This is a genomic window from Glaciibacter kafniensis (assembly GCF_039538945.1).
GTDB lineage: Bacteria > Actinomycetota > Actinomycetes > Actinomycetales > Microbacteriaceae > Cryobacterium > Cryobacterium kafniensis.
Genome location: NZ_BAABCN010000008.1, coordinates 119,798 through 131,957, shown reverse-complemented (window position 1 = coordinate 131,957; position 12,160 = coordinate 119,798). Strand labels below are relative to the sequence as shown.

At 64.1% G+C, this 12,160-nt stretch carries 9 protein-coding genes and 2 tRNA genes; 2 read left to right on the top strand and 9 right to left on the bottom strand.

Annotation, left to right across the window (positions count from 1 at the left end):
• Positions 1-23: 23 nt before the first annotated feature.
• On the top strand, positions 24-1,217 hold the full coding sequence (locus tag ABD791_RS13920) for a 4-hydroxybenzoate 3-monooxygenase (RefSeq protein WP_345067776.1): 1,194 nt from the start codon (positions 24-26) through the stop codon (positions 1,215-1,217).
• A 149-nt stretch (positions 1,218-1,366) separates the two neighbouring features.
• Here the strand turns inward: ABD791_RS13920 and ABD791_RS13915 are convergent, their stop codons facing one another.
• Together ABD791_RS13915 and ABD791_RS13910 are read right to left on the bottom strand one after the other, a co-directional pair.
• Complete coding sequence (locus ABD791_RS13915; RefSeq protein WP_345067774.1) at positions 1,367-2,686, bottom strand: MFS transporter; 1,320 nt, start codon at positions 2,684-2,686, stop codon at positions 1,367-1,369.
• Positions 2,687-2,885: 199 nt separating this feature from the next.
• Positions 2,886-4,295: an FAD-dependent oxidoreductase gene (locus tag ABD791_RS13910; RefSeq protein ID WP_345067773.1), complete on the bottom strand. Its 1,410-nt coding sequence runs from the start codon at positions 4,293-4,295 to the stop codon at positions 2,886-2,888.
• A gap of 114 nt (positions 4,296-4,409) precedes the next feature.
• Here ABD791_RS13910 and ABD791_RS13905 point away from each other — a divergent pair, with 114 nt between their 5' ends.
• The gene (locus ABD791_RS13905; protein ID WP_345067771.1) at positions 4,410-5,462 is read left to right on the top strand and encodes a LacI family DNA-binding transcriptional regulator; all 1,053 of its coding nucleotides are present in this window, start codon (positions 4,410-4,412) and stop codon (positions 5,460-5,462) included.
• Between the two features lie 44 nt (positions 5,463-5,506).
• Here ABD791_RS13905 and ABD791_RS13900 read toward each other — a convergent pair whose 3' ends face one another.
• The 7 genes from ABD791_RS13900 to ABD791_RS13870 all read right to left on the bottom strand — a co-directional run bounded on the left by ABD791_RS13900 (position 5,507) and on the right by ABD791_RS13870 (position 12,107).
• Positions 5,507-6,424, bottom strand: a complete 918-nt coding sequence (locus tag ABD791_RS13900) for a Fic family protein (protein WP_345067769.1) — start codon at positions 6,422-6,424, stop codon at positions 5,507-5,509.
• Positions 6,425-6,427: 3 nt separating this feature from the next.
• The gene (locus ABD791_RS13895) at positions 6,428-7,210 is read right to left on the bottom strand and encodes a hypothetical protein (RefSeq protein WP_345067767.1); all 783 of its coding nucleotides are present in this window, start codon (positions 7,208-7,210) and stop codon (positions 6,428-6,430) included.
• A gap of 220 nt (positions 7,211-7,430) precedes the next feature.
• Positions 7,431-7,504: transfer RNA gene (locus ABD791_RS13890), tRNA-Met, on the bottom strand.
• 37 nt (positions 7,505-7,541) lie between these two features.
• Positions 7,542-7,613, bottom strand: a tRNA-Thr gene (locus ABD791_RS13885).
• Positions 7,614-7,688: 75 nt separating this feature from the next.
• Positions 7,689-9,563, bottom strand: a complete 1,875-nt coding sequence (locus ABD791_RS13880; RefSeq protein WP_345067765.1) for a glycoside hydrolase family 13 protein — start codon at positions 9,561-9,563, stop codon at positions 7,689-7,691.
• Positions 9,564-9,573: 10 nt separating this feature from the next.
• Complete coding sequence (locus ABD791_RS13875) at positions 9,574-10,479, bottom strand: sugar ABC transporter permease (protein WP_345067764.1); 906 nt, start codon at positions 10,477-10,479, stop codon at positions 9,574-9,576.
• Positions 10,479-12,107: an ABC transporter permease subunit gene (locus ABD791_RS13870; protein ID WP_345067763.1), complete on the bottom strand. Its 1,629-nt coding sequence runs from the start codon at positions 12,105-12,107 to the stop codon at positions 10,479-10,481. The genes ABD791_RS13875 and ABD791_RS13870 overlap by 1 nt, the downstream gene beginning before the upstream one ends.
• Positions 12,108-12,160 lie beyond the last annotated feature (53 nt).

Below are 12,160 nucleotides of genomic sequence, written 5' to 3'. Positions count from 1 at the left end.
CCCCTGCACACGAAAGGTCACCGATGACCACAACGATCCGTACCCAAGTCGGAATCCTGGGCGCCGGCCCCGCGGGCTTACTCCTTGCCCACCTCCTGCAGAAGGCGGGAATCGACTCCGTCGTGATCGACGGCAAGAGCAGGGACGAGATCGAGGGAACAGTCAAAGCCGGAATCGTGGAGTCCCCTGCGGCACGCGTGCTCGCCGAGTCCGGCGTCTCCGACCGCATCTACCGCGAGGGAGCGAAGCACGACGGCATCGAATTCCACGTCGACGGCAACGCCCACCGTTTCGACTTTCAGGACCTGGTGCAGAAATCGGTCTACCTCTACCCGCAGCACGAGGTGCTCACAGATCTGATCGCCGCGCGCATCCGTGATGGCGTGCCCCCGCTGTTCGGGCACCTCGCCGAATCAGTGCAGGATGCCGAGACGACGCGGCCGCGCATCGTCGGCACCACGACGGAGGGCGAGGCCTTCGAGATCAGCGCCGATGTGGTCGTCGGCGCCGACGGTTCTGGGTCGATCGCCCGCATCCCGGTCTGCGGCTCGCAGCGGAACGGGCACTACCGGGAATACCCGTTCGCCTGGTACGGCGTGCTGGCCGAGGCGCCGCCGAGCTCAGACGAGCTCATCTACTCACGCTCAGAGCAAGGCTTCGTGCTGATCTCCACCCGAGACAAGAACGTGCAGCGCATGTATTTTCAGTGCGATCCACTGCTGGACGCGTCGACTGTCAGTGATGCGGAGATCTGGGACACCCTGCAGGCCGGCGTCTCCGGCACCACGCTCAAGCAGGGCCCCATCATCCGCAAAGACGTGCTGCGTTTTCGCAGTTTCGTGGCGCACGAGCTGCGCAAGGGACGTGTCTTTCTGATGGGGGATGCGGCCCACACGGTTCCCCCGACGGGCGCGAAGGGTATGAACCTCGCCTTCTCCGATGTGCTCTGGCTCAACCAGGCCCTCCGCTCCTTCTTCGCGACGGGTTCGGAGGCGCTCATGGATGCGTACCCCGAGAATGCCCTTCAGCGCATCTGGAAGGCGCAACACTTCTCCTACTGGATGACCAGCATGTTGCACATCGCGCCAGACGCGACCGAGTTCGACAAGCTCCGCAGCCTCGGCGAGCTCGCCTCCGTCACCGGTTCGCGCTCCGCGCAGGCGTATCTGGCCGAGAACTATGTCGGCCTCGACTACGGCGTGGGCGACTGGGACTAGCTGAGGTCCTGCAGGACGGGCCGCCGACTGCGGCGCCCTCTCACCGGTACTGCTGGTCCGAATGCGTCATGACGGGTGTGCGCGTCGAATCCTCTGCGCACACCCGTCATCGTTCTGCGCCGCCCGGTATGATCGCGACGGCGACGCGGTCAGGCGCCGATGTCGCGCAGGTCCTTGTCAGCGTTGTTCGGCCCGGTGAGCACCGTGAAGCCGGTGATGGCGAGAGTGATCATGATGTAGATTGCCAGCGGCCAGATGGCACCTACCCCTACTGCGACCAGCATGGTGGCAATATATGGCGCACTGCCGCCGAAAATCGCCGCGCCCATCTCGCGGCCCGCGCTCATGCCGCTGTACCGCACGTTCGAGGTGAACATCTCGGCCGCGTACGCCGCCTGCGGGCCAAAGATCATGTCCTTCAGGATCGGCAGACCGATGACGATCGCGAGGAACACGAGCCACGGCTCACGGGTGTTCAGCAGCCAGAAGAATGGGAAAACGTACAGCATGGTGAGTACGACGCCGGTGACGATGACCTTCTTGCGGCCGACCTTGTCCGACAGCCAGCCCCAGAACGGGATGGTCACCATCTCGAAGGCCGCGGCGATGCCGACCGACCAGAGCAGCACGGTGCGATCCATTCCGAGGTTGGTCGTGCCGTACGACAGCGAGAAGGTTTGGATCAGATAACCCCACACCGCGCCGCCCATGACGAGGCCGATCGTGCGCAGAACGGCCCCCGGGTGCTTGGTGATCGCTGTCACAAGCGGAGCCTTCTCGGTGTCGGCCTTCTCAATAGCGGAGAAGACCTTGGTCTCCTCGAGGCGAGACCGGATGATCACGCCGAAGATGACCAACACGACGCTGAGCAGGAAGGGGATGCGCCATCCCCACGCGAGGAACGCGTCGTTGGGAAGCGCGGACACCGAAGCGAACACGACAGTCGCGAGAACGAACCCGGCGCCCGTTCCCATCGACGGCACCGCGCCGAAGAAGCCGCGCCGTTTGATCGGAGCGTTCTCCATCGTCATGAGAGTTGCGCCGGCGAACTCGCCGCCGACGGCGAAGCCTTGAACGATACGGAGCACACAGAGGAGGATCGGTGCCCAGACGCCGATCTGCGCGTTCGTCGGCAGCAAGCCGATCAGCGCAGAGCTCAGGCCCATGGTGATGAAGGTGAACATCAGGATCGGCTTGCGGCCGATCTTGTCACCGAGGTTTCCGAGGATGAACCCTCCGATGGGTCGCGCAAGGAATCCGACGCCGAGAGATGCGAAGGCGGCGAGGGTGCCGCCGACACCGCTCGAGCCGAACATCAGGGGGCCGAATACCAGCGCCGACGCGAGGCCGTACAGATTGAAGTCGTACCACTCCAGAACGGTGCCGACTGTGCTGGCAAGCAGGGTACGTCGAGAGGCCGATTCCGAAATCTCAGTGTCGGACCGCTCGAGCTGAGCCACGTTGCTCATGAATTTCATCCTTTTGTTCTGTGAATGCCAGGCGGCGTAGGCCGGGAGCATCCGGACGGGCGTCAGGTCAGGGGACCAGACGCGAGCAGCGCCCACGATGTGGGGCCGCCAAACGGCCCGACCTCTCGCACCTGTGAAAGTCGTCCGCACGCGGAACACCAGTTCAGCACGTGGAGGGGTCGGGCACAGTTCACTTGGTTCAGGCGGCCTCGACGGCCGGCTGCTTGATCTCACCGGGGATCATCGCGCCCTGCTCGGCGAGCTGCGCGCGAAGGGCGTCAACGGACACGTCGCGGACTCGTCCGCCAGCGGAGAGCGCCATCGCGGCGGCCGTACCCGCCGCCTCGGCTACCGCCATGCAGGTTCCCATCACGCGGGCCGATGCGAAGACCGTCGAATCCACGGAAATGGTGCGTCCGCTGAGCAACAGGCCGTCGACGCCCTGCGGTACGAGGCAGCCGTACGGGATCCCGTATGGCTTCTCGATCACCGAGAGTTCGATGCCTTCGCCGGTGCCTGAGTGGATGTCGATGTTGTACGCCGACTGCGCGATCGCGGCCTCGGTGGTCGCTTCGCTTTCGAAGTTGTCGGTGGTCAGGCGGAACTCGCCGATGAAGTGGCGTGTCTCCCGAATACCCAGCGCCGGGGCGATTTGCGAGATGACGACGTCTTCGAAGCCCGGGACGTACTTTCGCATGAAGCTGACGATCTCCAGAACCTGCGCGTAGCCGGTCTCGAGGCCCGCCGACAGCTCGACGGGGTCCGACGCGTCGATACGTGTGACACGTGATGTATTGATCGTCAGCAGCTTCTCTGACGCGGTGGCGATGTGGATGAACTGGTTGCGCGGGACCGAGAAATCTCCTGCCTCTCGGGCCTTCTGCACGAGTTCGGTCAGGCCGATGAAGCAGTGTCCACGCGTCGTGCGAAGGAAGTCGACGTCGTATCCGGCGGCGTAGTCCTCCTTGATGCCCATCTCGTCCGGGTTCTCATCGAGGAAAGCGTACAGACGGTCGAGGTCGTGTCCGGCGACCGTGAACACGAGCGTGCTCGGCTGCATGATCTGCGTGTTCTCCTGGCCGCGGGAGAAAGGCACCCCTGCGAGGTAAGCGAGGTCGCCGTCTCCGGTCGCGTCGATGAATTGTTTGGCCTCGATGCGTGTCGTGGTCAGCTTGCCAAAAACGGTCACCGCGCGCAGCCGCGAATCCTCGTCGACCTCAGCGCCGAGGAGCTCGTTCTCGAACAGGATGTCGACGCCCGCTTCCTGACACATCTGCACGGCCACGATCTTCACGAGATCGGACGACACCGGAGTGATTGAGTTATGCACGGGGCACGGGAAGTGTCCAGGAGAGCCGCCGAGCGCAGCCAGTCGGTCGATGAATTCCTGCGGGATGCCTTCGAGCGCCTTGTTGCCCGAACGGTCGAGGAACCCGAGGATGCTGAGCCCCGAAGCTGCCGCGCCGCCGAGGGCAGCGCTGCGCTCGACGAGAACCGTCCGTGCTCCGTTGCGCGCGGCGGCGAGCGCGGCCGGGATGCCGCCAGGGCCGCCTCCGATCACGGCGACGTCATAGCTGATGGACCTTTCACGAAGCTGGGGCTGAACCACTTCATGTCTCCTTAGATGAGGCGAGAGCGTACTCTGCGCGACGCTGAACAATCGATTTCTCAGAGGCTAACGAAGTTCGACGTCGAGGTCAATCCGGCCGCTACAATGGGGATGATGTCGGCACGAATGGACCCCCGAAAGCTCGCACCCACACTTCGCGACGTCGCGACGCTGGCCGGGGTGTCGACCACGATCGCGTCACGCGTTCTCAACGACGACCCGGTCGTGCGCGTCCGTGACGAGACTCGGGCGCGCATCCTCGAGGCCGCCGCGACGCTCGGATACACGCCACATGGCGTCGCCCGCTCCTTGCGCACATCCCGCTCTGACGCGATCGGGCTCATCATGCACAATCTGACGAGCCCCATGAACACGACGGTGCTCGACGGCGTGCGCGGGCGGTGTGCCGAGGCCGGCTATGTCACCCTCCTCGCCGACTCGGAGCAGCTCGCCACCGACAGCGGTCGACTCCGGTCGTTCCTCGCGCGCGGCCGACTGGACGGCGTCATTCTCCACGTCGGACACGGCTACCACGACAAGCTCATCGCGGATGTGTCACGTCACGTTCCTGCTGTCCTCGTGAACTCGGATGGCTCGGGCTCCGTACCCACCGCCCGTCTTGACGATGTCGCCGCCGGACGCACCGCCACGGAACATCTCGTCGCCCTCGGGCATGCAGCCATCTGCTTCATCGGAGGACCGGCGGAGGCCATTACGTCCCTCGGCCGCCAACGTGGCTACGAGGAGGTTCTGCGCGAGGCGTACCCGGATGCCCGCGTCGACGTCATCAGTGCGGGGTGGACGGATGAACTCGGCGAGGATGCGGCCCGCCAGCTGCTGAGTCGGCCACAGCTGCCGACAGCCATCGTCGTCGCCAATGCTGTGACGGCAGCCGGCGTGCTGACGGTGCTCCGCCAAGCCGGTATCAATGTTCCGAACGACGTCTCGGTCGTTGGCATTCACGATGCGTGGTTCGCGAAGCATCTCGCGGTGTCGCTGACCACCGTGCGGCTGCCTTTGTTCGAGCTCGGAGCGATGGCCGCCGACCTTCTTCTGAGCACACTCGCCGGCAAGCCGACCCCCATGAACGCGCTGATCGTCGACCCCCCACCCGTTCTCGTGGTCCGCGAGTCGACGGCGCCTCCCCGGCCCGCATCACATGCTTGACGACCTCGTCTTCGGTGACGGGCATGGCGATGACCAGATCCGCGCTACTCAGGGCGCGAGTCAATGATGAACCGCATCATTTCGGTGGCGTCGCCATCGTCGAACAAGGGAGCGAGAAGCTGGTTGAACTCCAGCTGGCGTCTTGCCGAGATGGAGATCGCGTCGTAGCCGTTGTTCATCAGGTGCCCGGCCATCATCAGCTTCGAGGTGCGTTTGTTGCCGTCAAAGTAGAAGTGTCGCCTCGTCGCGGCGCAGAAGTACGCGACCGCTTGCTCTCGGGGGTCCTCCAGGTCCTCCAGGAGGTAGGCCGTCAAGCGTCGGAATTCTCGCTTGAGGTTCGCGCCATTCTCCCCGGGTTCCGAGGCGTGAAAGGTTCCGAGCGCGCCGATGCTGACGTGTCCGCCGCCGCCGGCCGCTCCCTCGCCGCGGAAGTGACCCGACTCGATCGCCTCGTGAACGGCGACCTTCGCATGGACCTCATCACTCGTCGCCTTGTCGAGGTGAAAATTGCGGCCGTCGACAAGCCCGCTGACGAGCTTGTCGATGAGGTTGAATCCCTCGTTCAGGGCGAGGATCTGGTCCTGGTCCGCGATGCGGTGCCCCGTGACGGTGATGCCTTCGAGGAGGGTCTGTACTTCAGGGAGCGTGTACGGGTTACCCTCCAGCGCGGCAGCGTCCCAGATGTACTCAGGCAAGGAAGCGCGGAATCGGGAGCGCACGCGGTCCACGGTCGATCGCTCGAGAAGCGACCAATCGACGGCGGACCGATCCCAGGTGATGCCCGTCTCCTCAAGCTGGACCTGCGTCGCTGAGTTACCGAGAAAGACCTTTGGCTCCGGCGACCGGCTTGCACCGCTCGCCGGTCTCGGCTGTGCGAACCGCTTGGGGTCGACGGCCCATGCTCTGATCAGACCCGGGCTCTTTTCACCCCCACCTGTCTCTGGCCCGCTTTTCTCAGCCATGCTTCACCAGCTCCTCGCGATGCGCTCTGCGGCCTGCCCGAGCGGGCCTCCGATGCCACAGGCGTCGATCAGGCCTTGGATCGGAGCGACGAGCCTGATTTTGCCGTCCTCCCACGAGTCCACCCCCGCGTCATCGGTGCGCTCGGCGATGATGACGTTCGCCTTCTCGGGGCGAACCTCATCCATGTTGTCGAGGAGGCGTGCGAAGCGGTGAGTATCGGCGCTGTACACGACGTACGGGCCGGCACTGGTGCCGGGCAGATCGCCGCCGTAGAGAGCACCGTCATCATCCGGCGCGCCGATGCGGTCGATGACGGCTGCGCCGGACAGCAACCAGTCCTGCCCCGAGAAGTCACCGGCGGAGGCGAGCTTGAGCTCGGTGACATGGCCGCGCAGGAATACGGCGCCTGGTCGGTGCACAAGGCTTGAGCTCTGCCCGGCTTGCCAAACGATGTCCACCGGGTCCCCGTTGGGCACCCACCGGCGAAGACGTTCGACCCATGCATCGACCTGCTTCGACCCTCCACTCAGCATGTACGAAGCCTCGAACCGAGGGTCTAGCATTACCCGCGCTGCACGCGCGGCATCCGGGTCCGACAGGGGCGCAAGAGAGAGGACGAGCTCGAAGCCTGCAGCGAGGGCAAGCTCGCGGACACTGCCCATGGTCGGGTCGACGAGACCATCGCGTATTCGGTACTGAGTGGAACGTGCGAGCCCAGATCGCGCCGCGAGAGCGGACTTAGACAGCCCTGACCCCTCGATGATCTGGTCGATGATCTGTTCCATGGATGCAACCATATCTCAATTTGTTGCAGTCATGCTACACAACCGCTCGACTGTCGCATTTGTGCTTCAAATTGGGTGGCTCGATCAGCGGATCAGCGATCGGCTCACCGGATCTCGACACGCTCGATCGACGGATCCCGCACCGCACGTGAAATGACGAAAGCCCCGGCCTCCTGACGGAGACCGGGGCTTTCGAAGTGAGTTCTTGAGTTTTGATGTGTAGCGGGAGCGGGAATTGAACCCGCGACACCACGATTATGAGCCGTGTGCTCTAACCAACTGAGCTACCCCGCCGCGACTATGACCCAAGCCTAAACCTGCATCAAGCCTGAGCCCCCTGTGGGAATCGGACCCACTACCTCTTCCTTACCAAGGAAGTGCTCTACCAATGAGCTAAGGGGGCAGAGTTCTAGAAGAACTGCGCCCGAATTTCGGCAACCCATAGAGATTATCATCACTTCGCACCCTCTGATGACCGTCAGGCCCCCGAAGCGCCGAACTCGGGCAAATTGAGGCCAGGCACGGCCCACGCAGTAAAGGATGGGCCACCGACACCCAGCCGGATGCCATCGGCCGAGGCCGTCAATTCGGCCTGCCCGAACAGTACCTCGGCAGCGTCCGCTCCCCCGAATGCCTGCCCCGGCAGAGTCACGCTCGCGCCTGCCCTGGCCGCGAAAACCAGCACAGAGCCCTCGGCCGATTCGCGCAGATAGACGAGCGCATCGTCACTCACATGCAGCCACCGCATGCCGCCGCCGTTCAGCGCCGCCCGAGTCGCCGGGTGCTGGGTGCGCAGCCTGATCAGTTCGGCGTACAGGTCGATCGTCGCTGCCACCTCGGGCTCAGCCACCGAATCCCAGGGGATCGGGGTGCGCGAATGCTCGCCGTCGACCCCGACGAGACCGAATTCGTCGCCGGCGAAGACAACCGGAATGCCGGGCAGCGTGATCGAGAGGCCGAGAGCGACCGGAACGACGCCCGGCCTGGCGCTGGTGCGAAACCGTGGCGTGTCGTGGGTGTCCAGCGCATTCATCGTGGCCAGGCGAACGCGCCACGGGAATCCGGCCGAGAATCTGACGTGCGCCCGCCAGAACTGCTCCCCCGTGTACTCGGGCACGCGCGCGTCGACGAAGCCGATGCCACCCTCTGCCCGGCTTCCCGGTTCACTCAACCAGCTCCAGAGCGGCCGGGTGAATGGGGCATAGGTCATCGCGCCGTGCCACGCGTCGCCCTGAAAATCACTCGAGGCGTCGTTGGTCGACTCGCCGAGCAGAATCGTGTCGGGATTCACCTCGAGCATCGTGCGCCGAATCGTCTGGCGCACCTCGGCGTTCAGGTCTTCGCTGCCGAGACGCCCCGTCATGTTCGCCACGTCAATGCGCCAGCCGTCGAGATGGAAGGGTGCGCCCAACCAGCGGGCGACCACCGAGTCGGGGCCCTCGACGAACCGGCGACGCAGCTCGGTCGAGTTCCAGTTGAACTTGGGCAAGCTGGGCACACCGAGCCAGGACTCGTAACCCTCGTTCTCGGTGTCGCGCCAGTAATAGAAGTCGCTCTCGGCGGCATCCGGATGCCGGTGCGCGGCAACGAACCACTCGTGGCGGTCCCCCGAATGGTTGCTGGTGAGATCGCCGATCACCTTGAATCCGCGCTCGTGTGCGGCCTCGATCAGGCGCACGTAAGCGGCATCGCCGCCGAGCAGCGGGTCAACCTCGGCGAAACTCGACGCGTCGTAGCGGTGGTTGGAGCCAGCCGGAAAGACGGGCGTCAGGTAGATCAGCGTGACACCGAGCCGGTGCAGGTGATCGAGGTGTTCACGGATGCCGTCGAGGTCGCCGCCATAGAACTGCTGCCCCCGCGTGGCGTGCTCCTGGTCGACCGGGTCGCCCCACTCTGCGGAGATGGCCCACTCGGGCAGTTCGCGCTCGGCGGCCGCGGCAGAGCGCCCGAACCGGTCGGGAAAGATTTGGTACATGACGCTTGCGGCGGCCCAGTCCGGTGCCGCCGGGGTGGCGAGCAGCGTGAAGTCCTCCGAGTCGAGGGTCTCGATGTCATGCAGGCCAGAGGCGTTCAGCCACCAGCGCGTGCCGTCGCCGAGTTCGATCACGAACCGGTAGCCGTGCACCGGGTTCTCCACCTCGACGTCGGCCTCCCACCAGTCCCAGCCGTCCTGCGCAGCGACGACGGATGCCTCGGCGTAGCGGGGCTCCCGGTTTGGGTTCGAGCGCGTGCGCACCCCTGCCACCGTGCCGAACGAGTGCGGGATGCGCACCCGCACCCGCACCAGGTCGCCGAGCGCCGGCTCCTGCGTCGACACGTACAACGGCGATCCATCGTGGTGAGGCAGCAACATGATTCGAACCCTACTTGACCGATCCGGCCGTCAGACCACCGACGATGTATTTCTGCAAGAACAGGAACAGCGCCATCACCGGGAGCGCTGCGAGCACGGCGCCGGCGGAGAATGCGCTCCAATCGGCGTAGTTGGGGTTCGACACCAGCTTGTAGAGGCCCACTGCGAGCGTCTGCTTCTCCGGATCGATGAGCAGCACGCTGGCCACCACGAACTCGTTGGTCGTGCCGATGAACGAGAGCAGCGCGACGACGGAGAGAATCGGGCCGACCAGCCGCAGGATGATGGTGAAGAAGATACGGGCGTGCCCGGCCCCGTCGATCTTGGCCGCCTCATCGATCGACGCCGGCACGGTGTTGAAGAAGCCGTACATCAGATAGGTGTTCACACCGAGCGCCCCGCCCAGGTAGACCATGATCAGGCCGATGTGGGTGTTCAGACCGATCGCCGGGAAGATGTCGCTGATCTTGCTCATCACCAAGAAAATTGCGACGACGGCCAGCAGCTGCGGAAACATCTGCGCAAGCACGATCGTCAACAGCCCGGTGCGACGCCCGGTGAAACGCATGCGCGAAAAGGAATAGGCAGCGAGCGCGCCGAGGAAGACCGTCGCGAGAGCTGTGATGCCGGCGATGATCAGCGTGTTGGCGAACCAGGCGGCGAACGGCTGGTCTGGGTTGGTCAGCAGGCGCTCGTAGGCACCGAACCCGATCTTCGAGAAGAGCGAGTTCGACCCGGTCAGCGTTCCGGTCGGGTTGAGCGACGCGGAGAGCACGTAGAGCAGGGGAAACACCGAGAAGACAACCATGATGAGGCCGACGAGGTGTCGCCAGCCCGTCGCACGGAACCAGCGGCTGAAATTGAATGCACGTCGGGTGGAGATGATCTCCCCGGACGCGGTGGTGACTACTGGCATTAGTTCAGCTCCTCCAACGCCTTCGTTTTTCTGAAACTGATGATCGCGATGGCGGCGACGAGGATGAAGATGATGATCGAGAAGGCACTCGCCAGGCCGTAATCACGCGTTTGACCCGTGAAGGCGACCTTGTAGACCATCGAGATCAAGATATCCGTCGATCCGACGTTGACACTTGCCGCCGCGTCGCGGGGCCCTCCGCCGGTCAGCATGTAGATGAGGTTGAAGTTGTTGAAGTTGAAGGCGAAGGATGCGATCAACAACGGCGCAACCGTGACCAGCAGTAGCGGCAGCTTGATAAGCCTGAAGACAGCCCAGGGTCTGGCCCCGTCGACGGTGGCCGCTTCTTCGAGCTCCTCCGGAATCGACTGCAGCGCGCCGGTGCAGACGAGGAACATGTAGGGGAAGCCGAGCCACAGGTTGACGAACAGGATGCTGAACTTCGCCAACGTCGGGTCGGTCAGCCAGGGAATCGAGGCGCCGCCGAGCAACACCTGGTTAATGAAGCCGAAGCTCTCACTCAACATTCCGGCCCAGACGAGGGCGGAGAGGAAGGCGGGGAACGCGTAAGGCAGGATCATCGCGACGCGGTAGAACTTGCGTCCGCGCATCCGCTTGTCGTTGAACACGATCGCGAGGAAGAGACCGAGGAAGAACGTCGAGGCCACCGATACGAGCGCGAAGACGAACGTCCAGATCGTGACGCTGATCAGCGGCCCGCGGATGCTCTCCTCTGTGAACGCGCGAGCGAAGTTGTCGAATCCGACATTGACCTTCCAGCCCGGCAGCAACTGCGTGCCGTCGGGAGCGGCGAAGGCGCCTTCCCCGGTGTCGGCGTAGACGATTCCGGTGGTGACATCGGTCATGGTGTCTGCCGTGGCATCGTATTCGAGCGTCGAGCTGTAGACATAGGCGCTGCTGCCGTCTGGCGTACGGAGCGCTCCGTCATTGGGGTCGCTCGAGAAGGGCACCGACATGGCGGTGATCTCGTCGGTGCGCTGCAGCACTGCTGCGAAGTTCAGGGTGGTGTAGCCGTCGAGGGCGACGGCCTTGCCGTTTTCCATCGTCGCGTCGTCGACCGACTGCAGGGGCGTGTCTGCGTTTCCGACGTTCACGTCGCCGTCGGGATCGGTGACAAGCAGGTTGAGCTGGCCGGCCCGATCGAGCACGGTGACGGCGTAGGTCGGCGAGTCGGGAACCCGCTCGAGTGCCGAGCTCATCAAAGCCGAGATGGCCTGCGGCTTATCGGAGTTGTGGCCGGTGCTGTAGTTGGTGAAGCCGATGTAGGCGGTGTAGCCGATCACGAAGATCTGAAAGATGACGAGAAAGATCACGCCAGGTGTCAGGTACTTGGCCGGAAGTTTGCGCTTGGAGAAATAGATCCAGTTGACGAGCGCCGTGACGACGATGACCAGGGCAAGAATCACCCATTCCGCCTGGGCGAACAGGATGAACAGTGCGTAGACGGCGATGGCGTCGACCAGACCGAGGGACACGATCTTGATCAGCAGAGTCTTGATTCCAACGGATGCCGAGTCGGCGATGCTCGCGGCTTGCTTCTGCCGCCGTGTGGGCGGTTTCACGGGGCCGGTGGCTACGGCTTCCTCTTCTTCAAGGGTGGTGCTCATTTTTTTGCTTTCCAAAGTCTTGTTCAGGCGAGTAAAAAGCCCCCGGGTTGCCG